This window comes from Porphyromonadaceae bacterium W3.11, assembly GCA_030434245.1.
GTDB lineage: Bacteria > Bacteroidota > Bacteroidia > Bacteroidales > Porphyromonadaceae > Porphyromonas_A.
In genome coordinates this window covers 155,081-180,247 of the sequence record JAUISX010000004.1, presented here as the reverse complement: position 1 = coordinate 180,247, position 25,167 = coordinate 155,081, and the positions used below count along the sequence as shown (strand labels likewise).

The following is a 25,167-nucleotide window of genomic DNA, read 5'->3' as shown; positions in this document are numbered from 1 at the left end:
GATTATTATTAGTCTGTAATTATCAATGCACAAAGATACATATTTTCTTACCTACTTTATAGATTAACCTCTGGGTTACGGTCATTCCACCAAGTCGGGTCATCTTTGAGCCACTTTTGGAACCAAGCAAAGATCGAGCGACTCCATTCAATCTTTTTGATAGGATCTGTGATGATATGATCTTCGCCATGCACCTTGATAAATTCAACCTCCTTGCCTAGAATTTTCAGAGCATTGTACATCTGGATACTTTCGCCTATAGGCACATTAGTATCAGCAGTACCATGGAGGAGTAGGATAGGCGTATTTATCTTATCTGCATTGAAGAGCGGGCTCTGCTTCACAAAGAGCTCAGCATTATTCCACGGATAGCTTTCATTATTGGCAACTGTACAATAGCCGATGCCCCATGTGCCTTCACCCCAATATGATGAGATAGCACTGATACCTGCGTGGCTGACCGCTGCTGCAAAGATGTCTGTAACGGTCTGAAGGTATTGGGTCATAAAGCCCCCGTAGCTGGCACCAAGGCATCCGATTTTATCAGCATTTACAAAGGCATGCTCAGCACAGAACCCCTTTGTAGCCGCGATGATTTCGTCAGCTGTTACTTTACCCCAGGCGTTGACATGTCTAGATGAATACTCCTGTCCAAAGCCAGTGGTTCCACTTGGGTTAACAGTTAATACAATATATCCCTGACCCGCAAACATTGGCAAGGAGTATGACCCCTCGAAGAATCGTGAAGTTGGTGAGGTTCCGCCATAGTAATAGACAAGCATAGGGTATTTCTTGCTCGCATCGAAGTTTGGTGGTAAGTAGTATCGACCTTGTACGTTATCGCCATTTGGCATGGTATAGTTCCAGTCGTGCATCTCACCAAGGACTATGTTTTGGATCTTTTCTTTGGATAAGTCTAAAATCAGATGCTCCCTATTATTCTTAATAGAATAAAAGCGATCGCTATTCAAAGCACTCTGTCCAGTGTATGAAAGTACTTTCCCAGTATTGTTTACATCGAATGAGCGAACAAGATCCTCAGTTGTTGCGACTTGAGTGATCTTTCGACTCTTGAGGTCTAGGCGATAAAGAGATTTTCTATCCTTATTCTCAGCGGTGAAGTATGCGACGAATGCGTCAGGAAGTACCTTTACCGAACCCACACTTGGATCAAACTCTTTGGTTAGGGGGAATGCTTTTTTCTCCTTCAGGTCATAGAGAAATAGCTGTCCATCGTATGTGTTTACGACCATCCCTTCTGGGAGATTTATACCGATGCCCTCGAAAGCGTTTGCATCGCCTGAGATCAAAAGGTATCTAGGATCAGAAGTGTAGTTGATCCTACTAATGGATGACGAATTTTCAAAAAGTGTAGTTACTTCAAGGGTCTCTAAGTTCATGGTATAGTAGGTCCCCTCTGAGAATGGGCTTTTGGTCGTATCTATGGAGTTGCTGAATATGATCTCCTTACCATCATTGCTGATACTGTGTAGGGCAGTAGAGCGATAGCCGTATGTTAGAGGGCGATAGACCCCTGTTTTTAAATCATAGTAAGCCAAGAAGGTACGATCTCTGTAACCATCCATACGGTCGTATCTGCCCATTACTCTTTCAATAATCTCGCCCTTCTTAGGACCTTCTTGTTCGACCATAAAGATAAGAGCGTCTTCAGATGGGGATATGCTGAAACCACCCTTAGGGAGGTCCTTAGCTAAGACTTCGGTTTGGAATGTGCTAGGATCAAAAGTGACGAGGTGTCTCCCATTATCGTCTTTTCTAGTCGTATAGAGGCGGTCTGAAGAGGGCATCCAGGATGCGAATTGAAACTCTTCTGGGAGTTGAGCTTTAGGCTGACCTTCTTCGTACAACGTAGTGCTATAATGCGACTTGTTATTAATGCTTTCACGTGAAATTAACAGCATGTATTTTCCTGATGGGGAGACAGATGTGGAGTATAAGCTCTTACCTGTCATCATATATTCAAGACTCAGGTACTCTTTATTGTCCAAGCGGACCTGTAGATTGCTATTATCGCTCTCTGGAGCCAATCGAAGGCGGAACGATGAGTCCTTCTCGTCACTTGAGATAATTTGGAAAACGAGCAGATGGGATCGGCTAGGTGTCAATTGTAATGTATGTGTGGATGGTGTACTGAGCTGATCCTTGAATTGAGTGCTCTTTGCCACCTTGCTGCCATCTAGACTAGCGAAGTATGGGACATTACTTTCGATCAATAGAGATACCTTTTCATACTTATCGGATAATAGACTAACCGCATAAGTCCTTAATAATTGTCCTTTTGTCGAAATCGTATAAATGCCCTCGCCATTGCTCTCTACGATTCTTGTTTTAGGGTTAGAAAAGTCAAAGTTAGCTATTGGCTTTAGTAGGGATGTAGGGTCATATTTCTCCCCTGTGATATTGATGCTGTCAGCCATAAATGGAAGTTGGCTGACACTCACAGGGTGCATTGAACCCAGTTTACTGATAGATATAGTATCATTCTGTGCTAGTAGCACAAGAGGTGTCAGCAAAAGACAAAGTAAAAATGAAATTTTCTTCATAATAATATAGTGGATATACGATTAAGTTATTTATGCTTGCCGTTAACGTTCGACTCCCCAAAAAATCGAGTGTAATTTACCACTTTACTAGCAATCTGGGTAACTTAAAGGGGTTATAGTTGTTGGATTGCAGAGAAAAGACGTGCTTCTATTGATTTTTCTGTTAGTCCTGTATTAGGATGGTGCTTTGTCAGGTTTATTCGACCTCATATGTGTGTTACTTCTCTAACGGAGAAAGCTTTAATATAAGTAAGTATAAATGATTTAATGAGTCAACTCTGGTTTTTGTACTCAAATACAGAAGGCGATCTAAATGTTCTTTTTTCTCTTTTCACGTATTATATAATGTCCTAAAGCATACCTAAAAGTAGGGGTTTTTAACGTTATTCTATGGAATTTTTTATTTCTTTGGGAATAAAGCTTATATTTGCCCAACAAGGATATTTTCCCATATGTGTAATACTCAATGTAACGTTGAAGAGTATGCTAAAGCTGTAGCGGTGATAGGTGCTGTATGGCGAAAGGAATCCTTGTTACTGTAATCCCATAAAGTAAACATAAATATTGAAGAGATGAAGGAGACAATTAGTAGAGTTGTTATTATCTTAATCATTTTGAGTGTATCTCCGATAATTTTGAATGCGGAGGATGATAAAACGAACATACACGATCATCATGCAGAGTGGTTCATAGGAGGAGTAGCCAGTATATGGCACGATAATAAGGAGGAGAGTACTTCGCTGCATTTACACCCTGAACTGGGGTATTTTATAAGTGATGATTGGGCTGTAGGTGTATTATTAGGCTATGGACTTCATAAGGAGTCAGAGGGTCGTAAAGTTCAGGAAATGAGAGTGGCACCATTTGTTCGATACTATTATCTGCATCGAGAGCCATTTAATTTATATTTAGATGGAAATGTCGGTTTTAATACTCAGCGTGTTGGTAGCGAACCGTGGCAGAACGGTTTTGAGGTAGGGATTCGCCCAGGGGCGTGCCTTGATCTAACAGAGGGGCTATGTCTATGCTTGCGTATGGGATTTTTAGGTTATAGAGACAATTTCTTCTCAGGTGAAGAGCCAGGTATCTCAGCTAATGGATTTGGTATTCACTTTACGCCTGAGGAGTTAATGATAGGTTTAGAGTTAGAATTTTAAAACAAGCGTGTATTTATTGTTGAACTGATTTGAAAGTTCATTTTTCATTTTTTTTTGAGAAGGGGAGTGCTCGTAGTTTAGAGTGCTCCCTTTTTAAGGGATGCGTACCAGTTAACTATACGTATAGTATGATTAGAGAATTACGATAGTGGAGTAATAAAAAAACGTTTGAGATATGATGGTCTCAAACGTTTTTACAACATGATATTTATTGATTTAGAGCGGAAAACGAGACTCGAACTCGCGACCCCAACCTTGGCAAGGTTGTGCTCTACCAACTGAGCTATTTCCGCATGTGCTGATCTGTTGTTCAGATTGCTCTGCAAAGTTAGAAAATCTTTCCGAAATAACCAAATCGTCGCGACTTTTTAGTGGGTTTATAACTCCTCTGTTAAATCTTGATGCGAATGTGTGTAATGTATTTGTAGGATTTGTCTAAAATACGTAACTTTGCGGACACATTAGGGAAGTATTTGCGGTAGTAGCTCAGTTGGTAGAGCGTCGGCTTCCCAAGCCGAAGGTCACGAGTTCGAACCTCGCCTACCGCTCACATTAAATTTGATGATTATTATAATGATGCCGTTCTAGTCTCTCCCATACTAGAGCGGCACTTTTATTTCTGACCTAAATTGCTTAATTTTGTGTGGCTTAAGGGCTTTAATATGTTAGTGATAGATGAAAAAAGACGAAGAAAAAGAAAATAAGAGAAGTAGTTCAGATCTAGAGAATAATCAATCAAGTGAGCAGATATTGTCTGATGGCTTAGCGACTGACCCTGACTCTGATGGAGAGCTGTATGATGGTTCGAGGGATAACTCGGGCTATGTGCTTAGTGGGATGTATAAAAATTGGTTTCTCAGCTATGCTTCATACGTCATTCTAGAGCGTGCTGTTCCTCACATTGAGGATGGGCTTAAGCCGGTCCAACGACGAATATTATACACAATGTCGCAGCAGGATGATCGTCTTGTCAAGGTCGCTAATATCGTAGGCCAGACCATGGCATTACACCCTCATGGTGATGCTAGTATAGGCGATGCGTTGGTGCAGTTAGGTCAGAAACACTTGCTTATTGATTGTCAAGGAAACTGGGGGAATGTCCTAACAGGTGATGGGGCTGCTGCTCCACGTTACATTGAGGCCCGACTGACCCCTTTTGCTCGGGAAGTCCTATTTAGCCCTAAGATAACTCGATATAAACCCTCCTATGATTCAGCGACGGTTGAGCCGGTAGCATTACCTGTGAAATTTCCACTCTTGCTTACTCAAGGAGCTGAGGGGATCGCGGTGGGGCTATCGTCTAAGATATTACCACATAATATAACGGAGCTATTGGAAGCATGTATTCTGTATCTCAAAGGTAAGCCATTCCAGTTGTACCCAGATTTTAATACAGGTGGTTTGATGGACGTCAGTCGCTACAATGATGGAGAGCGAGGCGGTCAGATTAAAGTCCGTGCTCTTATCGAGAAGCGTGACGCACGTACGCTGGCAATTACTGAGATCCCTTTCTCACGCACCACAAGTACCATTATCGACAGTATCATGCGTGCTAATGATAAGGGGAGTATTAAGATCAAAAAGATTGATGATAAAACGGCGGCGACAGCTAATATAGAGATACAGCTAGCACCTGGAACTTCGTCTGATAAGACCATAGATGCCCTTTATGCCTTTACTGAGTGCGAGGTAAGCCTATCGCCTAATTGCTGTGTGATTAGGGATGATAAGCCAGAATTCCTTACCGTCAGTGATGTTCTTAAGGATGGGTGTGAACGCACCATGGTCTATTTGAGGGAAGAGCTCAAGATTGAGTTGAGTGAGTTTCAGGAACAGCATCTTAAGGCCTCTCTGGAGGAACTCTTCATTACTAGGCGTATATACAAGGATAAGGAGTTTGAGGAAGCAAAAGACCTAAAGGTGGCTTTAGCTCATATCAGAGCGAGATTGAGTGATGTCTTGGACGACTTGATTCGACCCGTTACGGATGAGGATTTGAAGATGTTATTGGAGATAAGGATGGCTCGCATCCTGAGATTCAATGAGGAGAAGAGTAAGCAGTTTATCCTCAATCTAGAGAAAGAGATGGCCCGTGTGGAGAAGTTGCTGACCGATGTCCGTGGCTACACTATTAAATGGTATGAGAAGCTACTTAAAGAGTGTGGTGACCGTTTCCCTAGGCAGACTAAGATTCAGAGCTTTGAGGAAATTCAAGCTGCTAAGGTAGTTCTAAAGAATGAGAAGCTATATGTGGACCGAGAGGGGGGCTTTATTGGTACTTCGCTTAAGAAAGATGAATTTGTGTGTGATATCTCTGATATAGATGATGTCATCGTCTTCCTTCGTAATGGTAAGTATCTCATTACTAAGGTCGCAGAAAAGGCATTTGTAGGCAAAGATATCATACATGTGGCTCGTTGGATTCGTGGGGATAAGCGAACTATTTATAACGTTGTGTACCGAGATGGTAAGAAAGGCACTTCCTTCATCAAGCGCTTTAATGTGAGTAGCATTGTTCGAGATCGTGAATATGATGTTACGAATGGTAAGGATGGATCAAAGATTCTCTATTTCTCTGCCAATCCTAATGGGGAAGCCGAGGTCGTCAAGGTAGTCCTTAGACCACAACCAAATGCGAGGAAAAAGAAACTAGTTTTCGAAAAAGACTTTGCAGAAATACTCATCAAAGGTCGTACTGCGAAGGGGAATATCCTTACTCGAGGAAATGTCTTTAAGATTACTCTTAAGGAGCAGGGAGTAAGTACGCTTGGTGGACGTAAGGTATGGTTTGACTGGGATATTTTCCGTCTAAACTATGACGATAGAGGAGAGTATCTAGGTGAGTTTAAGGCTGAGGATAAGGTCCTTGTAATCAGGTCAAATGGAGAAAGTTATATTACTGATTTTTCCGAGGCATTGCACTTCGAGAGGGATATTGATACCATTGAGAAGTATGACCAGCACAAAGTTTGGACCCTGGTGTATTTTGACAAAGAGGCTGACTTCACATACATTAAACGCTTTTCTATTGAGCCTGATACCAAACGCGAAAATATAGCAATTGAGCCTACTAACTCAATATTACTATTGACGGACGAGGACTATCCACGAATCAAAGTGGTCTTCGGAGGCGAAGATGAACATCGACTTCCGATAGAGATAGATGCAGAAGAGTTTATAGCAGAAAAGAGTATCAGAGCCAAAGGTAAGAGGATTAGTAATTACCGTGTGGCTGAGGTTGAGGAGCTAGAGCCTACACGTTTTGCGGAGGTTAGAGAAAGTACGACAGAGGCTTCGGATGAGGAGGATGTCCAGGAGCCAACGAATTCGAAGGATGACGAAAAAGAATCTTTTCGTCTGATTGAGGAAGCTTCTGGTCAGAAGATGTTACATTTCGATGATGAAGATGAGGACGAATAACTTGATACTGCTTTTATTGCCTCTCTGTATTCCATTCACCCTAAAGGCACAGGATAATGGAGAAAAGAAGCAATGGTATGATAGGCTGGGTGAATGGGTCTCAGCCACACCATGGGAGTATGAGGAACCATTGCCTGTTACTCATACGAAGGTCCTTCTACAGTTTGGTGACCAGGGTATTGTAGATGAGTATCTAAGCCCTATCAGCCATAATGGATGGCAGATGACGACTACTGCCATCACAGACTATGCCTTGCGTGCGGGACGTCATTGGCATCTTTATCAGGAGGTAATGCTCACGATGGGTATTAATAAGAATGGTGCTAACGGAACAAAAATGGAGGTCATTCGGGGTGAATATTCTTTAGGCCCAAGTTGGCGAGTTCTCAGAAAGGGTGATTTTACTCTGGACCTTGCACCATTATTTAATCTCCAATTACAAGGAAATAGGAAGTCCTCTAATTTTAATAACTATGGTAATGGTAAAGGTAGTTTTGGCCTTGATGGGTGGGCGAGGTTACGCTATCGTATTCCATGGAAAGTTTCTAAGATAGCCCTTAGTTATAGCATGCAGATGTCTTTCCTTCACGGTACGTTTCATCCAGATTATGGTCAGAGTTACTATGAATATGTATCTGGAGAGAATCGATCTCCTTTTCAGTTCCATGTGACCTCGTTGCACAATGATGTTACATTCCGTCAGAGGTTACTTGTGGATATACCTATTCATCACCTTACTCTGACGATGGGGGCTGAGCATTTTTATCAGAAACAGAGACTGAGTCAAACTCGATTCATACAAGGATATTGGGGGATAGTCTTCGGGATCTCTTTTGATTCATTTTATATCTCAGGCGGAAGATCAGCATCTTCTAGCTCCATATCAAGTTCCTTATACTAAACAGTTATGAAAAGATTATTGATCGGAGTAGCCTTTATACTCATCCTGCTTAACCTTACATCATGTATTCCTCATGAGCCAATTAATAGGGATCAGAGGACGAACTTCGAAGCGTTGTGGAAGATTATAGATGAGCGTTACTGTTTTCATGACTTCAAAGAGGTAGATTGGGATGAGGTACATGAGAAGTACTCAGCTCTGCTGGATAAGAAAGATTATACTTATATCGAATTTTTCCGACTGATGAGTGATATGTTGGATGAGTTAAAGGATGGGCATGTCAATCTTTACTCTGAATTCGATGTGAGCGTAACGGAGATCAATCCAGATGTGACTAAGGGGCTGAACATCTATGCTCGTAGTAAAATGTTGGGAAGTAACCTAATGCGGAGCGGAGGAATGCGGTATGGTCTCTTCCAGATTAAGGATTCTGAGGTAACCTTTGGATACATTTCCTATGGGAGCTTTAGCTCATCTCTTGGGAATATGCCTATTATTCTGAATATTATGGACAAAGCAGATGCCATGATTATTGATGTGCGCGGGAATGGCGGAGGTTCTGTGGATAATAGTGACAGACTGGTCTCTTACTTTCTTAAAGAAAAAACTCTAGTTGGATATTCCTCTCATAAAACTGGGCCAGGAAGGTATGACTTTTCTAAGCCCAAAGCACTGTATATCTCTCCTAATTCAGAAGTGACCTATACCGAAAAGCCCGTGATCATTCTTCAAGATCGTAGCAGCTTCAGTGCGACTAATGAATTTCTTTATAAAGTAGCACTCGCTGATAATATTTTTCGGATTGGGCAAAAGAGTGGGGGCGGTAGCGGAATGCCTTCGTCATCAGAGTTGCCTAATGGGTGGAGAGTTAGATATTCAGCGGTGAAAAACTATGATTTTGAGATGAAACAGATGGAATCAGGTGTTGAGCCAAATCTTTTTGTGGAGAATGATAGTTATTATAATGACCCCGCAGCAGAAGATCGGATATTTGCTACGGCTATAAAGTATCTTAAAGATACAATTCACAAGGAGAAGTAGTCCGATGAGTAAGTTTTTAATAAAAGAAAAGTAATAGTCATGAGTGATACAAACCAATTTTTACAGATCGAAGAGGAGATTGTCAAGATGCTCCGAACCGTATATGATCCTGAAATCCCAGTTAACATCTATGATCTAGGCATGATATATGAGATAGATGTTGATCACGATACCAAGCATGTAACCATCTTAATGACGTTTACCTCTCCAAACTGCCCAATGGCAGATTTTATTCTAGAGGATGCGAAGATGAAAGTGGAGAGTGTTAAAGGTGTTTCGGGAGCTACTATCAATATCACATTTGACCCTGAATGGTCCAAAGATATGATGAGCGAAGAGGCACTGCTGGAGCTTGGATTCCTATAAAACTTAATGAGGGATAAAGTTTATTTTGCGAGTGATATGCATTTTGGTGCATATTTTCACGCTGATTCAATGGCCGTCGAACGGATGTTTGTTCGATGGCTAGAGTCGATACGCCATGATGCCAAAGCTATTATCTTGGTGGGTGATATATTTGACTACTGGTTTGAGTACAAACATGTGGTGCCAAGAGGATACACGCGAGTCATCGGGAAGTTAGGAGAGCTGTCAGACGAAGGGGTCGAGATACACCTATTTACAGGGAATCACGATATATGGATCTTTGACTATTTGCCGAAAGAGATAGGGTGTACGGTGCATCGAGAACCTACTACACTTGAGTTTTACGGTAAGAAGTTCTTTATCGCTCATGGCGATGAATATGTAGAGGGTAATATCGGCTTTAGATTCATTAGGGCCATCTTTCATAATCGCCTTTGTCAAAAGCTATATGCCTCACTTCATCCATGGTGGACAGTGGGCTTTGCCCATCGCTGGGCACTTCATAGTCGAAAGAAGGGATTGAAGAAGGCATACGAGCACAGCTATAAAGGTGAGGAAAATGAGTACTTAGTGCGTTTTGCCAAGCGACATATAGAGGAGCACGGTTCATCGGCCCCAGACTATTATGTCTTTGGACACCGACACATTATGCTAGATCTTATGCTTGTCCGTAACCGTCGTGTCGTTATACTTGGCGATTGGATTACCCATTTCAGTTATGCTTCTTGGGATGGAGACCAATTCTTTCTTGATACATTTGAAGAGGATCCCACTAACTAAATAGCTTTTCCAAAATATGGACGCCCTTTATTCAATACCAAGATTGGTCAGATAAAGATATTTGCCATGTAAGAAATAAAGAATAGTCGTATCCTTGTCCAATATTTATGACTTGGGTGTATAGCGTGGGTTTTGCTAAGTGATCAGACCGATCGCCAATTATTTAGGCTGATTATTTTTGTAGATAAAATATTGCCCATAAGTATTTGTGCGATATTCTTCGACTTAAATATAAGCTACCCTTATGGAAAAATCGTATATTTGTCAAAGGAGAATTGGAGGGAACTTTAGAATTCAATAGTTGTACTTTTTAAAAAATAGAAATGGAAAAGGTAGATGTGTTGCTTGGCCTCCAGTGGGGAGATGAGGGTAAAGGCAAGGTCGTTGATGTTTTAACCCCTAGATATGATATCATAGGACGCTTTCAAGGTGGTCCTAATGCTGGTCACACTCTAATATTTGATGGTCAGAAGTATGTACTAAGATCTATCCCTTCTGGAGTTTTTCAAGGAGGTAAGACCAATATTATAGGTAATGGGGTAGTGATAGACCCTTTGCTTTTCAAGGGAGAAGCTGAAGATCTAGCTAAAAGTGGTATTGATCTAAAGGAACGGTTATTGCTAGCTAAGAAAGCTCATCTTATTCTACCTACTCACCGTCTCTTGGATGCAGCTAACGAAGCTGCTAAGGGGGATAAGAAAGTGGGAACTACTGGTAAAGGTATCGGGCCTACATACACCGATAAAGTGAGTCGGAACGGATTGCGGATTGGAGACCTTCTATCTCCTAACTTTATGGAGAAGTACGAGCAAGCAAAGGCAAGACACATGAATATGTTGGCGATGCTCAATGCCTGCGATATGGCTTTTTCAGAAGACTTTACAAAGCTGGAAGCTGATTGGCTTGAAGCTACAAAATACCTATTGGAATTCAATATTGTAGATGGTGAATTTATCATCAATGAATCACTACAAGAAGGTAAAACCATGTTGGCTGAAGGTGCTCAAGGCTCTCTTCTTGATATCGATTACGGTTCATACCCATTTGTGACATCATCTAATACTGTATCAGCAGGAGCTTGTACAGGTCTAGGTGTAGCCCCAAGTCGAATTGGTAGAGTATTTGGGATCTTCAAAGCATATTGCACACGAGTTGGTGCTGGTCCATTCCCTACCGAACTTTTTGACGAGATTGGTGATTTGATGGGCGAGAGAGGATGTGAGTTCGGAGCTGTTACAGGACGTAAACGTCGCTGTGGCTGGTTGGACCTTGTCGCCCTAAAGTATACCACGATGCTAAATGGGACCACTGACCTCATTATGATGAAGAGCGATGTCCTAGATACCTTTGAAGAGATCAAAATATGTACAGCTTACAAGGTGGACGGTAAGGAGACCAAAAACTTCCCCTTTGACATTAAAGAAAAAGTTGAACCCATCTACCACAGTTGTAAAGGTTGGATGAGCGACTTGAAAAATATAACACGCGAAGAGGATTTTCCAAGTGAATTTAATGACTTTATCAAGTTTATTGAGGAATACTTGGGCATCCCTATAACTATAGTTTCTGTCGGTCCAGATCGTCAGCAAACTATTATTAGAAACGGTTTTTAATACGAGAAAAATAAAATTTAATTATGTACGGAGCATACATACTGATGTTTGCCATCATGATCGTAGGCATGTTGGTTCAATGGAATCTTAAGAGTAAATTTAACAAATACTCCAAGGTCATGCTTACAAGTGGTCTAACTGGTAAGGAAATATCTGAAAAGATGCTCTACGAATCGGGTATTTTTGACGTGCAAGTCATTTCCACTCGTGGACAATTAACAGACCACTATAACCCTGTAAATAAAACTATTAACCTTAGTGAAGGTGTATATGCGTCCAATAGTGTCATGGCTGCAGCAGTGGCAGCTCATGAGACTGGGCATGCTATCCAACACGCCAAAGGCTACGCACCCCTTAAGTTTCGTTCGGCAATGGTGCCTGCTGTCAGCGTGGCTTCAAGATTAGTTAATTGGGTTTTACTAGCTGGTATCCTTCTAATTCAGGTTTTCCCAAAACTATTATTAGCTGGGATTATATTATTTGCCATCACTACCTTATTCAGTATTATCACTCTGCCTGTAGAGGTAGATGCCTCTCGAAGAGCTTTGGCTTGGCTCAAAACCTCTGGAGTAACATCATCTCAGCAGCAGCCAATGGCATCTAGTGCCCTCCGTAGTGCAGCTTATACATACTTTGCTGCAGCTATTGGATCTATCGCTACATTACTATATTATATCACGATATACTCAAACAGAGGATAATATATGGTGAAGGCTTAAAATGTCACTATATAATGCAGGAGATATAAAAAAAAAGTGTACATTTGTAGAGTAGCTTAGATATAAAGGAGGTTAATAAGAGCTATATAGTGGCCTAAATGGCGATAGTTTGATTAGAAATAAATAAAATAGACAAAGACTAGAACTTATTATGGAACAAAAGAAAACGAAGAGAGCAAACCTTGAATCAAGCAAGGCTACGTTCTTCATGATGGGGCTTGTTGTTGCTCTTTCAGTAGTTTTCGTTGCTTTTGAGTGGGGTAAGTCTGATATCACGATTCAAGACATCGAACAAGATGTTGTTCTCGAAGATATTGAAGACATCGAGATCACTCCACCTGAAGAAAACGAACCACTACCTGAACCAGAGCCTGATACCCCTGTAAACGTAGAGGTACTTCAGATTGTTGAAGACGATGTAGAGGTAGCAGACGTACAGATCGCATCTGTGGATGATGCTGCAGACAAGGTTCAGCAAGTATTCACTCCACCAGCACCATCTCAAAGAGGTCGTGAGGAAATCCCAGAGGATCACGTCTTTGAGTACCTAGAAGAGATGCCAGAATTCCCAGGAGGTATGACTGCTCTCATGAAGTGGCTTAATAAAAACATGAAATACCCAGCTATCGCACAGGAGAACAACATCCAAGGACGTGTAATGGTGTCATTTATCGTCGAGAAAGACGGTTCTGTAACTGACGTCAAAGTAGCACGTGGTGTTGATCCAAACTTGGACAAGGCAGCGGTAGAGGTAGTAAAGAAACTGCCAAAATGGAAGCCTGGTATGCAGACTGGTAAGCCAGTACGTTGTCGTTACGCTTTACCTGTGACTTTCAAACTTCAGTAATAACCCAAAAACTTGCTTCAGTGAATTTATCACTGTGAGCACCAAACCAAATACAACTACTAAGGAACTGTAGTATCCAGCTGGATACTACAGTTTTTTTATATCAAAAATCCTAGTGCATACTTAATAACACATAAAAGGGTATTGTAGGTAATATCCCCAAAAAATTCTTGTCATTTTTTCAGACTCGACTAGATAACTGTTCATTACCATTGCAGTCGTAGAGATATGGGATGCTGAGGAAGTGCCGGGAAGTCGTTGTTCCCTTACAAAGAGGTGAATCGTAGCCATATAGGGTGCTTATTAGTTATTTATAGGGAAATAATCAATCATCTCGTAACCGTCATCTATGGAGTTCCTCTATGTGCCTAAAGTGGTGAATAATAACGATGAATATGGTATCTTTGCTGCATGAAAGCGTATAACCCAAAAGAAATAAGGATAGAAGATTATTCATACGATTTACCTGATGAGCGAATAGCTAAAAAGCCAACTGCAGAACGGGTGAATGCAAAGCTTCTATCGTATAGCGATGGCTCTATCAATACCCATCGCTTTAGTGAATTGCCAGGATTACTCCCAGATATGCCTTTGATGGTTATGAACGACACAAAGGTCATTCAGGCGAGGATGGAGTTTTTTCGAGCGACAGGTGCTAGGATAGAGATCTTCTGCTTGGAGCCTCATCTTCCCCAACTCTATGAAGAATCTCTTGCTAGTAGAGACTCTGTTGTGTGGCATTGCCTCGTGGGACAGTCCAGAAAGTGGAAAGAGCCGACTCTATCAAGAACCCTTAAGAATGGAGAGACTCTAGAGGTGACTCGAGTAAAGGATGTAGAGGTAGATACTGGAGAACTCATTAGATTTGAGTGGACTGGAGACCAGTCATTTGCAGAGATACTTGATGAAATAGGCGAGTTGCCTATTCCTCCTTATCTAAATAGAGAGACGGAAGAAAGTGATCTTGAGGATTATCAGACGGTTTACGCTCAATACGAAGGGTCAGTAGCTGCTCCTACCGCTGGACTTCATTTTGATGAACCATTGCTCAATCAATTAAAAGAGAGAAACGTCTCTTTTGCTCCAGTGACACTACACGTGGGTGCGGGTACATTTTTACCTGTCAAGAGCAAAACGATGGCGGACCACCCCATGCACTCCGAGGTCATATCTATACCTCTTCCCCAGCTTGAAAAGATTCGAATGGCTATAGCCAATCACCAAAAAGTTATAGCCGTAGGTACTACTAGCACACGTACACTAGAGAGTCTATTCTACATGGGAGTTAATGTCTTAGAAAAGGCTGAAAAGCCCTACCAGGTAGAGCAATGGGCACCCTATGATAGGACTTACAATTATGAGACAGTTGAAGCATTAGATGCTATCATTAATGATCTGAAGAGCAAAGGACTACAAAACCTTATTGGACAGACACGGATTATTATCATGCCTTCATTCAAGTGGAGAATAGTTGATTATCTCATCACTAATTTCCATCAACCACATAGCACTTTACTGTTGCTAGTAGCAGCATTTATAGGTGAAGAGTGGAGAAAAGTATATGATTATGCCTTAGATAATGATTATCGCTTCCTTAGTTATGGTGATGGCTCAATCTTAAAGAGGAAAGAGGGATAAAGAAGATGGAGACCGTTGTTACCTCTAGGGGATTAAATAGGAAGATACTAAATCTAGCCCTCCCAAATATTCTAAGTAATCTCACGATCCCTTTACTTGGGATGGTCGATTTAGCTCTTGCTGGGCATCTGCAAGATGCTTATGCTATAGGAGGTATAACAATTGCAACCACCATATTCAACCTTATTTATTGGAATTTCTCATTCTTACGAATGGGGACAACTGGACTTACTGCTCAAGCACATGGGGAAGGGAATAGACGAGCGATGGGTCGGAATCTTTTGCAATCGCTCTTTATAGGCTTTGTAGCTGGGATCTTAATAATCCTAATGCAGGTGCCTCTTAGGGACTTGACGTTGGCTTTAATGAATCCAGATCCACTCCTCTCCAAGTATGTCACAATCTATTACAATATTGTTATTTGGGGAGCTCCAGCCTCTCTTTGTAGTTATGCACTGAACGGATGGCTCCTAGGCATGCAGAATACATGGTGGCCAATGATCGTAAGTATTGCCACTAACATCATCAATATCATTATCAGTGCTTCTTTAGTCATCGGGTACAATAGCGGTATCGATGGTATCGCGACTGGGACATTGTGTGCTCAGTATATGGGAGCAATATTATTAGGATTAGGTGCGTTCTTCCTCTTTATTAAGACTAAGAAGGTAGAGTTGCCCACTTCGTTAACTCATCTCAAGAGAGGGTTAAAGCGGTATTTTGGCACGAACATCAATATCTTACTACGCACCATGCTACTAGCCCTGGTTTCTGTGTTTTTCACCTATGCCGGAACACAGCAGGGGGCTCTCATTCTAGCCGCTAATGCTCTTCTCTATCAGTTCTTCACGCTCTTTAGTTACTTTATAGATGGATTCGCCTTTGCAGCAGAAGCAGTAGTGGGGCATTTCTTTGGGATGAAAGATCGCAAGCATCTCAATCTAGCCATACGCAAGCTGATTACATGGGGATTTTTCTTAGCACTCGCCACCTCCCTGATCTATTTTATTGGCTCAGATTTACTGCTTAATATTCTAACCGATAAAGCAGAGGTTATTGCTAAAGCCAAGGAGTACATCTTCTGGGTCTTTATTCTCCCATTTACAGGATATATAGCCTTCTTATATGATGGTATCTTCATTGGGGTTACGGCTACCAGATCCATGCTCTTAAGTATGTTCTGTGCGGTCGTTGTATTCTTTATGCTATACTTTTTCCTTCCTATTGCAAATAAAAATCATGCACTTTGGGCAGCCTTTGTTACCTACCTGGCGATTCGAGGTGTGATGCAGATCCTTATTTCGAAGCGTTTAGAAGGAATCGGAAGACCATTCTTATCAGACTATTTTATCTCTGTTGGGAGCACTAATTTATCGAATGAAAAGGAGATTAGAGCTATCATATCCAAAGAGTGGAAGAAAGCGGAGTTCTCAGATTTTTACCAAACAGAGGATATCAATGGTTCCGGAAAGATGTACCTCAATAGTGTTATTCGCATTAGGGATAAACGTCCACTTGAAGAATTAATTGTCGTATGTAAGAAGATCGAAAAAGAGGCGGGTAGAAGGATCAATACTTCAGAGGTGGCACTAGACCTAGATATCGTAATGGAAGACAAAACAATTTTAAGGGAAAAGGATTATAATCGCTCATACTTCCAGAGTGGTTACCAACAACTCACAACCCATTAACTTTCTTGTAAATCCCTCCGCATTGTAGACCATGAAAAGAGTGGAAGTACACGTGCTGGCTACATGATCAGGAATAAAAAAGCTATGTAAATGGAGGGGGACTTTTCAGTCAAAAGACACTCTATGAGGGTGTGTCAAAACTAATTTTTTTGACGCACCCTCTTATTTTGCGACAAAAGCCCCAACTTTCACAAGCTGGGGCTTTTCTATATCATAAAGATTTTGTATCTTTATGTATATCAATAAATTAACTATGACAAAGATACAATTTCGTCCATACATACACAATAGGTCAATGCTTTTTCCTCAAAGGCTTGACGAGGATATTTGTGCTAATGATCCAGTGAGAGTGGTCAATGCCATTATCGATGCTATTGAGATTGAGAATATTAAGGGCTTGTACAGTAAGATAGGTCGCCACCCCTACCACCCCAAGATGATGCTCAAGGTGATTATCTACGCCTACATGAATAACATCTACTCGTGCAGGAAGATTGAGCAAGCCCTCAAAAGAGATGTCCACTTCATCTGGCTTGCAGGGTATGAAAAACCAGATTTTATCACCATCAATAGGTTTCGTAATCGTGTAAAAGGAGAGATCAATAAGGTCTTCTCACAGATGGTATTGTTACTTGCAGAGAGAGGTTTTATCAGTCTTGATGTGGAGTATATCGATGGCACTAAGATAGAATCCAAAGCCAATAAATACACCTTTGTGTGGCGGAAGAGCGTGGAACGAAATCGAGCCAAACTTCAGGAAAAGCTAAAGGCATTGCTCTCTCAAATCGATGATTGTATTGCTCAAGAGAATAGCGAGGGTAGCGAAGAAGTAGAGATTACAGCGGAACAACTTTCAGAGCTGGTGACCACCTTCAAAGCAGAACTAGAGAGAACCCCGGAACCAGTCAACAAGGAGGAGAAAAAGAAAATAAGAGAGAGGAAGAAGCAGATCAAGCAACTAGAAGAGCATAAGGCTAAACTTATGGAGTATGACGAGAAGCTGGAAAAACTCGAGGATCGCAACTCCTACTCCAAGACCGACCCCTCTGCCACCTTTATGCGTATGAAGGAGGATGCCATGAGAAATGGTCAAACCAAGCCAGGTTACAATTTACAAATAGCTACGAATCAGCAATTTATTACCAACTTTGGACTCTTCTACAATCCTACTGACACCCTCACATTTATCCCTTTTCTTCAATTCCACCAAGACCGTTATGGTGATTTGCCCTCTACTGTTGTAGCCGACTCTGGCTATGGCTCGGAAGAGAACTATCGTTTTATGGAAGAGTCTGGTACAACACCCTTTGTCAAATACAATCGCTTCCATATTGAGCATCGTCCTCGCTATAAGCCCGACCCATTTCAGCCCTCATCGCTATACTACAGCAAAGAAGGAGATTACTATGTCTGCCCGATGGGACAAAGGATGAGGCGTATCGGGACAAAGAGAGGCAAGACAGCAAGCGGATACACTACTGAGAGTGCGAGATATAAGGCTGCGAGGTGCAAAGGATGTCCACTCAGAGGACTATGTTTTAAGGCAAAAGGCAATCGAATCATAGAGGTCAATCACAGACTCAATGAGTACAAAAAGAAAGCAAACCAACTCCTTACCTCCGAAGAAGGACTAAGACATCGAGGACGACGATGTGTAGAGCCAGAATCAGTATTCGGTCAAATGAAATACAATATGAGCTACAAACGCTTTCGACACTTCGGTCAAGACAAGGTCACTATGGACTTTGCCTTCTTTGCCATAGCATTCAATGTCAAGAAACTATGCTCTATGATGGCGAAAAACCCAAAAAACATGGATAATACACCTCATTCTTGCCCAAATCATCCATTTTTAGTCACTAACAACCTACTTTTAGAGGAAAACCAAATTCTAAAACATCTCGTAGCTGCTTAGGACACACCCTATCAAAAAAATTGAGGATGCATCAAAACTAGGTTTTGACACACCCTCATGTGAAAAATTATTTGTTCATATGAGAAGCATTTCATCCCGCAAAAGGTGTGTCCTCTAGTACGCAATATTGTGTGCGACTTGATTCTAAAATATTCCTTAACCCTGAAATTTATTGATAATGAGGCTTTTGATACAGTTGCTTAAATTGAACTCGCGTATTATGTCTTAATTGATTTAGACTTATTGCGGACATTGGCTTGCAAAGCAGCTAAAATTTTTTCTGATAAAATTGACTATTAAACTCCTTTTAGTCCTCTCTCAACCCACTGAATTAGTTTCTCCCACTATAGAAGTAGAGCTTCTTTCCTCGCTTGTAGGCAGGGATAGTAAGGGCATAAATGGGAGGTTTGGCTTTGTGAAGGATTTCGCACGCTTCATCTATACCTATAAGAGTCTTTTCACTCGGATTAGATGATTGTAGGGCGGATACCACCTCTGTAAGAGTTGAGATTTGATAGGTCAGTTCGCTTACCGCTTTCGGTAGCTCATCAAATGAAATCTGCTTTTCCATATGCTACTAATAATTAGTCTGAGTTGCCCCGTATTGTTGATTATTTGCAAGCAAGGAAATGGGTATTCTATAGATGACCAAGCCCACCACTAAGTAACTTATGGATAACTTTCAGATTGGCTTAACTGTTTTCATTGGTGATTATTATTAGCGAACCCCAAGAAGAAATATTTTTGTACATCTGTTAGGTATGTTTTACGATGCACTCTATTCACCTATCAGACACTCAGCTTTTTAGCGTTTTAATCGGTACACGGAGACTTTTCACCAACGCCCCACAAATGCTTGTTTTATGTTACTCAGCCAAATAGCATTTGTACCGCTTCCTTTTTTGTATCCGAAATGTACCCCTGATTCTACTTTTGTACTTTGCCGAGAAATAGTGCCACTATTGAAAATCAATATATTACACTTTATCTATACGAAAGTACCGCACGCCTGCTCACATGCAAATATACTACTTTCCCGTCATTTCCCTTCTTTTGTATCTACTTCATTCTCAGCTCGCAACCGATTTGTCGGTACACCTCTAAAATAAAAGGTTAGCTTCCATGCTTGAGTACACAATTTAGACTAAGATTTTAGCATAAAGTGCTAATATTCACGCTATGTTTGGTATCTTTACGGAGAGCAAAATATTTTGAATATGGGAGCAAAGAAAACCATCTATATTGAGGAAGCAGGTACTCTAAGCACGTTGATCACTGAGGAAGAAAAGATGACTTTGACTCATCTTAAGATAGTTGGAGAGATAAACAATCGTGATGTCTTTGATGTGCTAGATGATATGTGCACTACTTCTGGAGAGTTTGACCTTGAAGATAATCGTATTACATACTATGATGAACCACCATTCCTGAAGATACTTGATTTGGGAGAGTGTGTTTTAGTAGATGATTCTTTTTTTGGTGGTTTTGCATACTACTCAAAGCTCGAGGAACTGATTTTCCCGAAGAATATCATAGAAACTAATGAATTTGATGCCTTTTCAAATTCCGAAAAGCTCAAAAGAGTTGTTCTGCCTGATACATTAGAAAAATTATCTGATAGTTCATTTTCTAATAATGAGAAATTAGAAGAGATAAATCTGCCTGCAGGATTAAAAGAAATTGGAAGCTTCGCATTTAGTGATTGTATAAGCCTTAGAGAAATATGTATTCCTAAGAATGTGTCTCATATTGGGAATGGAGCATTTCTTGGTTGTAATGGAATAGAACGATTCACTGTAGATCCAGGCAATCCTTATTTTATAACCATTGATGGCGTCATCTACAGTCGTGATAAGAAGAGAGTCGTAGCTTTTCCTAGTGGGTATAAGAATAGTCATTATGAAGTAATAGGAGGAACAGAGTGTATAGGAGAAGGATCTTTTTCGGGCTCTAATATCTCATCAATATCTTTCCCACCATCCTTAAAGGTTATTGAAGGATGGTCCTTCCAGTTTTGTGAGAACCTCCTTGAAGTGAAAATTCCTGATTCGGTCACCGAAATAGGGAAGCTTGCCTTCAGATACTGTTCAAGTTTAACTCGGGTAAAGCTATCAAATAGTATTAAGGTTTTAAGCGAGCAGATTTTTGCAGGAACGCTTAACCTAAAAAGAATCACTCTCCCCGAATCAGTAAGAGTGATCGAATCGGTTGCATTGAGTTGGTCTCATGGTCTTGAAGAAATTATTCTCAATGATGGTCTTGAGGTTATTAATGATGATTTATGTAATTGCAATCATCTCAAGTATCTATATATCCCCAAAACAGTACGAGAAGTCAATCCAGAGAAATGTGAAGCAGTAAGAGTAGCTAACTCCTCTTTTGAACTGGAAGTGGACATAGACAATCCATACTTAATAGCCTATAATGGAGTGCTTTATACCAAAGATAAGTATAAAGCGATATGTGTGTATGGTCGGAGCGAAGAAACTCTGAATATAGATAAGGATACCAAAATTATAGGTCCATTATTCTGCTGGGGATTATCGAAGCTTCAATCTATCACTCTACCAGATGGACTTCTTGAAATTGGTTATAGAGCCTTTGATAGCTGCACAAGACTTAGGGAGTTTGATATTCCTAAGAGTTTCAACAAAATTGACTTTAGAGCTTTTGATGATTGTGAAAGCTTAGAGAGTATGATTGTACATGCACTGACCCCACCAGAGATAATAGATGCAGGTCAGAATAAGCAAAGGATATTTTCTGGAGATATCAAAAATTGTGTCTTATATGTACCTTCTGAAAGCATAGAAGCCTATAAAGCATCTTGGTGGGGCTTCAAAAACATTTGTCCCTTATGACCAATAAATCAAGGATAGCCCTTTGCTCTCTAAAACATAGTCTGACTTCATTATTTCTATAGTTTAAGGGTTGGAAACCTCATTCGGAGGTAGCTTTCAATAGATGTGCGTCTTATATACTGGAGCATTTCTTCTGGACAGTCAATTGACTTGAAGGAGAGCTCCCAGTCATGCCAATCTTCGCTATGCCCTCTTGGAAATTTCTCAGATAAGTCCATCCAATGTTTAATCATTGGGGTATATATCGCATTTATGATATCTAGCTTTGTACAGAAAACAGAAAAGCAGCTCTCCTCATAGTCCTCTGTCCAAGAGCCATAAATGAAAAGTATTCCATATTCTACATTACGTGCGTTTAGAGGCTCATAGTGAAGTACAAAATGTAGCCCAAGGTCACAATCAATGTGAAGGGTTTTGTCATTTAAGTCTTCGTGCTCCTCTATTAACTCTTCTAACCAGTCAACTATTGAAACAAGAGGATCATTCCAATCATTTAATGGAACATCAAGTAGTTTCTCTCCATTTTTATAGAACACTGTCCTAAGCCACCCATTTTCAGGGTGATGATATTCTACTTCAAGTTTATCAAAATCTTCTGGAAATCCATTCGTAAAGTAGGAATAGGCTTTTGCTTTCTCTGAAATCCAGTGCCTTGGATTAATCCCATGTGCTATAGCAAGAGGATTTTCGTAGGAGTCTTGTGGTAATCTTTTTTGAAGGCTTAAGTCTTGTTGCATAATCAATCATTTTTAGAATACTATATGTCAAAGATAACGAATAAATGTAGCTTTGGTTCATATCAGAAGAAATAAAATTCATTCTTTGAATAATCTGGATGTTATGCTTGATGGTAAATTGGCACTGTGAAGAAGTTTGTTTTAGAAATGAAAATTTGCATAGTCTTGACCATATTGATGATTAATGCGAGGTTATAGAGTTGGTCAAGATTTACGTGTTTTTCTTGCCGATAACGGCAAGAATGGAGTATATTTGCATTGGAATAGTATTAAGTGATGGCGGATATGGAATTTATCTCTGTGAAGGAATATTCTGCAGCTCATGGTTTAGCAGAAAGGACAGTCAGAAACTATTGTGTTCAAGGAAAGATTTCTGGGGCTCAATTGATCGGCAAGACATGGAGTATCCCTGCGGATGCTCCCTTGCCACAAAGGAAGAAGTCTAAGGCTTCGCCCCTTTTGGATGCTTTACGTGAACAGATGGAAAGCAGACTCAAAGGAGGCATATACCACCGCACACAAATTGACTTGACCTACAACTCCAATCATATAGAGGGGAGCCGTCTTACCAAAGAGCAAACACGCTATATTTTTGAGACCAACACGATAGGTGTTTCTGTCGAGGCCATTAAGGTCGATGATATAATTGAGACCACCAACCATTTCCGCTGTATTGACTTCATAATTGAGCATGCTGATGAGCCATTGACTGAAAGCATGATAAAGAAATTACACTCGCTTCTTAAGGCTGGTACTACAGATGCAAGTCGGTCGTGGTTCGCTGTCGGTGATTATAAACGTTTGCCGAATGAAGTGGGAGGGAAAGAGACTGTAGCCCCTGAAGAGGTGGCATCTGCTATTCAAGCACTACTCAATGAATATAAGAGCAAAGAAATAGCGTTTGAAGATATTCTTGACTTCCACTATCAGTTTGAAGCTATCCACCCTTTTCAAGATGGTAATGGTAGAGTAGGGCGCTTGATAATGTTCAAAGAGTGCTTAGCACATGGCATAGTCCCATTTATCATCACAGACGAACTCAAGATGTTTTACTACCGTGGCTTGGATCTATGGGAACAGACACAGGGCTACCTCATCGATACCTGCCTTACTGCCCAAGACCAATACAAAGCCCTCCTCGACTACTTCCGTATCAAGTATTAACCTGCCTTGACTTCGATTAAGTTTCTACCATAATCAACTGTCAAGTGGTGTGAAATGGGTATATTTGTGAAGGGTGAGGGGTGCAGATAAGTTTATAGCACAATGCTATTATGGAGGGAAGGAGTTAATGTCATGATGCAGGCGGAAGAGAATCAGATTATCATATACAATACTGATGATGGCAAAGCAAGAGTAACTCTCTATGCTAGGGATGGTAACATCTGGATGAACCAAAACCAGATGGCAGAACTTTTTGCCACCTCTGTTCCCAATATCAGTATGCATATATCTAATGTGCTGAAAGAAGGAGAGTTAGCAGAAGATTCAGTTGTTAAGGATTACTTAACAACTGCCTCAGACGGGAAGAATTATCAGGTAACTTTCTATGCTCTTGATATGGTATTAGCCATAGGATTCCGAGTGCGGAGCAAGAGGGGCACGCAATTTAGGAGATGGGCGAATCACAACCTTAAGGAGTATATGATAAAGGGGTTTGTCATGGATGACGACCGCCTAAAGAATCCTGACGGAAGACCAGACTATTTTGATGAACTTCTTGAGCGGATACGTGATATTCGTGCTAGTGAAAAGCGTTTCTATCAAAAGGTTAGAGACTTGCTCGCATTGAGTAGCGACTACGATAAGAGTGACAAGTCAACTCAGATGTTCTTTGCAGAAACTCAGAATAAACTCCTTTATGCAGTTACTCAGCAAACGGCTGCTGAAATAGTTGTGAGTCGTGCGGATGCCAACGCACCCAATATGGCTCTAACTTCTTGGAAAGGCTCTGTGGTCAGAAAGCAAGATATATACACCGCTAAGAATTACCTAAAGCAGGAGGAGATCGAGACCCTTAATCAGCTCACGGTGCTCTTCTTGGATTCTGCAGAATTAAGGGTCAAAGAGCGAAAAGACCTGACTTTAGACTATTGGCGGAATAATGTTGATGCCCTATTGAGTTTCCAAAATAAAGACCTTCTCAAAGGTAGTGGTGCCGTTTCCAATGCCCAGATGAAAGCCAAAGTAGATCAAGAGTACGAAGCATTTAATCTCCGCCGTAAAGAACTGGCTCTAATGGAAGAAGAACAAAGAGAGCTGACGGAACTTCGGCAAATAGAGCAAAGTATCGCAAAAAGACCCCAATCAGATGAATAAAGGCGAAGTAATCATATATAGAAGTGCTGATGGACTTGCGGAGCTATCGGTTCAGCTTGAAGACGATACTGTTTGGCTGTCCCTCAATCAGATGGCAGAGCTATTTGACCGAGATAAGTCAACAATTTCAAGGCATATAAAAAACATCTTTTCAGAGGGAGAGCTTGACCCAAATTCAGTTGTTGCAAAATATGCAACAACTGCCAAATTCATAAGTACCTATTTGGTGCATTTCTAATAGTATAACACTAGAAAAGTATTAATATACTCCCTATTGGGTATAATTCAATCTTTCTTTTGCGTTTTATCCCCGAAAGGGGGTATGATTGAGTATTTCTTATTATATTTGCTATTGATAAGGTATAAAATAACTCAGTATGGAAGCAAGGACAATCATAGCACAGTACGTGAAAGAGATGCGTAAGAAATATAGATTGACACAGGTGGACCTCTCCGAAAAAGCAGGAGTTGGGCTACGCTTTGTGCGTGAACTGGAGCAGGGTAAAACTACGCTTCGCCTTGATAAGGTCAATAAAGTATTCGAACTCTTCGGTTCGGAGTGTGGTCCTGTACCAATGGAACGAGATGAGAAATAGTA

General features: G+C 40.9%; 20 protein-coding genes and 2 tRNA genes. 18 read left to right on the top strand and 4 right to left on the bottom strand.

The window, feature by feature from the left end; all coding sequences use genetic code 11:
- Positions 1–56 precede the first annotated feature (56 nt).
- Positions 57–2,564 (bottom strand): prolyl oligopeptidase family serine peptidase, encoded by a 2,508-nt coding sequence (locus tag QYZ87_07380; GenBank protein MDN4754348.1) that lies wholly within the window; start codon positions 2,562–2,564, stop codon positions 57–59.
- Between the two features lie 572 nt (positions 2,565–3,136).
- Between QYZ87_07380 and QYZ87_07375 the strand changes: the two genes are divergently transcribed.
- Positions 3,137–3,721 (top strand): hypothetical protein, encoded by a 585-nt coding sequence (locus tag QYZ87_07375; GenBank protein MDN4754347.1) that lies wholly within the window; start codon positions 3,137–3,139, stop codon positions 3,719–3,721.
- Between the two features lie 220 nt (positions 3,722–3,941).
- On the opposite strand, the gene QYZ87_07370 is transcribed toward QYZ87_07375, so the two are convergent.
- Positions 3,942–4,014: transfer RNA gene (locus tag QYZ87_07370), tRNA-Gly, on the bottom strand.
- Between the two features lie 182 nt (positions 4,015–4,196).
- Between QYZ87_07370 and QYZ87_07365 the strand changes: the two genes are divergently transcribed.
- The 12 genes from QYZ87_07365 to QYZ87_07310 all read left to right on the top strand — a co-directional run bounded on the left by QYZ87_07365 (position 4,197) and on the right by QYZ87_07310 (position 18,652).
- Positions 4,197–4,269, top strand: a tRNA-Gly gene (locus tag QYZ87_07365).
- Between the two features lie 127 nt (positions 4,270–4,396).
- Positions 4,397–7,141, top strand: coding sequence for a DNA gyrase/topoisomerase IV subunit A (locus QYZ87_07360; protein MDN4754346.1), 2,745 nt, complete (start codon positions 4,397–4,399; stop codon positions 7,139–7,141).
- Positions 7,119–8,042, top strand: coding sequence for a hypothetical protein (locus QYZ87_07355; GenBank protein MDN4754345.1), 924 nt, complete (start codon positions 7,119–7,121; stop codon positions 8,040–8,042). The genes QYZ87_07360 and QYZ87_07355 overlap by 23 nt, the downstream gene beginning before the upstream one ends.
- A gap of 6 nt (positions 8,043–8,048) precedes the next feature.
- Positions 8,049–9,083, top strand: coding sequence for a S41 family peptidase (locus QYZ87_07350; GenBank protein MDN4754344.1), 1,035 nt, complete (start codon positions 8,049–8,051; stop codon positions 9,081–9,083).
- A gap of 39 nt (positions 9,084–9,122) precedes the next feature.
- Positions 9,123–9,449: an iron-sulfur cluster assembly protein gene (locus QYZ87_07345; protein MDN4754343.1), complete on the top strand. Its 327-nt coding sequence runs from the start codon at positions 9,123–9,125 to the stop codon at positions 9,447–9,449.
- Positions 9,450–9,455: 6 nt separating this feature from the next.
- Entirely contained in the window at positions 9,456–10,229 is a 774-nt protein-coding gene (locus tag QYZ87_07340) for a UDP-2,3-diacylglucosamine diphosphatase (GenBank protein MDN4754342.1), read from the top strand.
- A 323-nt stretch (positions 10,230–10,552) separates the two neighbouring features.
- Complete coding sequence (locus QYZ87_07335; protein MDN4754341.1) at positions 10,553–11,842, top strand: adenylosuccinate synthase; 1,290 nt, start codon at positions 10,553–10,555, stop codon at positions 11,840–11,842.
- 23 nt (positions 11,843–11,865) lie between these two features.
- Complete coding sequence (locus tag QYZ87_07330; GenBank protein ID MDN4754340.1) at positions 11,866–12,543, top strand: zinc metallopeptidase; 678 nt, start codon at positions 11,866–11,868, stop codon at positions 12,541–12,543.
- Positions 12,544–12,712: 169 nt separating this feature from the next.
- Positions 12,713–13,408 (top strand): energy transducer TonB, encoded by a 696-nt coding sequence (locus tag QYZ87_07325; protein MDN4754339.1) that lies wholly within the window; start codon positions 12,713–12,715, stop codon positions 13,406–13,408.
- 411 nt (positions 13,409–13,819) lie between these two features.
- Complete coding sequence (locus QYZ87_07320; GenBank protein ID MDN4754338.1) at positions 13,820–15,046, top strand: S-adenosylmethionine:tRNA ribosyltransferase-isomerase; 1,227 nt, start codon at positions 13,820–13,822, stop codon at positions 15,044–15,046.
- Positions 15,047–15,051: 5 nt separating this feature from the next.
- On the top strand, positions 15,052–16,737 hold the full coding sequence (locus QYZ87_07315; GenBank protein ID MDN4754337.1) for an MATE family efflux transporter: 1,686 nt from the start codon (positions 15,052–15,054) through the stop codon (positions 16,735–16,737).
- A 253-nt stretch (positions 16,738–16,990) separates the two neighbouring features.
- The gene (locus tag QYZ87_07310; GenBank protein ID MDN4754336.1) at positions 16,991–18,652 is read left to right on the top strand and encodes an IS1182 family transposase; all 1,662 of its coding nucleotides are present in this window, start codon (positions 16,991–16,993) and stop codon (positions 18,650–18,652) included.
- Positions 18,653–18,983: 331 nt separating this feature from the next.
- Here QYZ87_07310 and QYZ87_07305 read toward each other — a convergent pair whose 3' ends face one another.
- Complete coding sequence (locus tag QYZ87_07305; GenBank protein ID MDN4754335.1) at positions 18,984–19,223, bottom strand: hypothetical protein; 240 nt, start codon at positions 19,221–19,223, stop codon at positions 18,984–18,986.
- Positions 19,224–19,869: 646 nt separating this feature from the next.
- Between QYZ87_07305 and QYZ87_07300 the strand changes: the two genes are divergently transcribed.
- Positions 19,870–21,513, top strand: a complete 1,644-nt coding sequence (locus QYZ87_07300; protein MDN4754334.1) for a leucine-rich repeat domain-containing protein — start codon at positions 19,870–19,872, stop codon at positions 21,511–21,513.
- A 56-nt stretch (positions 21,514–21,569) separates the two neighbouring features.
- Here QYZ87_07300 and QYZ87_07295 read toward each other — a convergent pair whose 3' ends face one another.
- Entirely contained in the window at positions 21,570–22,250 is a 681-nt protein-coding gene (locus tag QYZ87_07295; GenBank protein ID MDN4754333.1) for a hypothetical protein, read from the bottom strand.
- A gap of 285 nt (positions 22,251–22,535) precedes the next feature.
- Here QYZ87_07295 and QYZ87_07290 point away from each other — a divergent pair, with 285 nt between their 5' ends.
- The 4 genes from QYZ87_07290 to QYZ87_07275 all read left to right on the top strand — a co-directional run bounded on the left by QYZ87_07290 (position 22,536) and on the right by QYZ87_07275 (position 25,165).
- Positions 22,536–23,414 carry a Fic family protein gene (locus tag QYZ87_07290; protein MDN4754332.1) on the top strand — a complete coding sequence of 293 codons (879 nt, stop codon included), beginning with the start codon at positions 22,536–22,538 and terminating at the stop codon, positions 23,412–23,414.
- Positions 23,415–23,546: 132 nt separating this feature from the next.
- On the top strand, positions 23,547–24,569 hold the full coding sequence (locus QYZ87_07285) for a virulence RhuM family protein (GenBank protein MDN4754331.1): 1,023 nt from the start codon (positions 23,547–23,549) through the stop codon (positions 24,567–24,569).
- On the top strand, positions 24,562–24,807 hold the full coding sequence (locus QYZ87_07280) for a death-on-curing protein (GenBank protein MDN4754330.1): 246 nt from the start codon (positions 24,562–24,564) through the stop codon (positions 24,805–24,807). Before QYZ87_07285 ends, QYZ87_07280 begins: the two co-directional genes overlap by 8 nt.
- 139 nt (positions 24,808–24,946) lie before the next feature.
- Entirely contained in the window at positions 24,947–25,165 is a 219-nt protein-coding gene (locus QYZ87_07275) for a helix-turn-helix transcriptional regulator (GenBank protein ID MDN4754329.1), read from the top strand.
- The last annotated feature ends 2 nt before the right edge of the window (positions 25,166–25,167 follow it).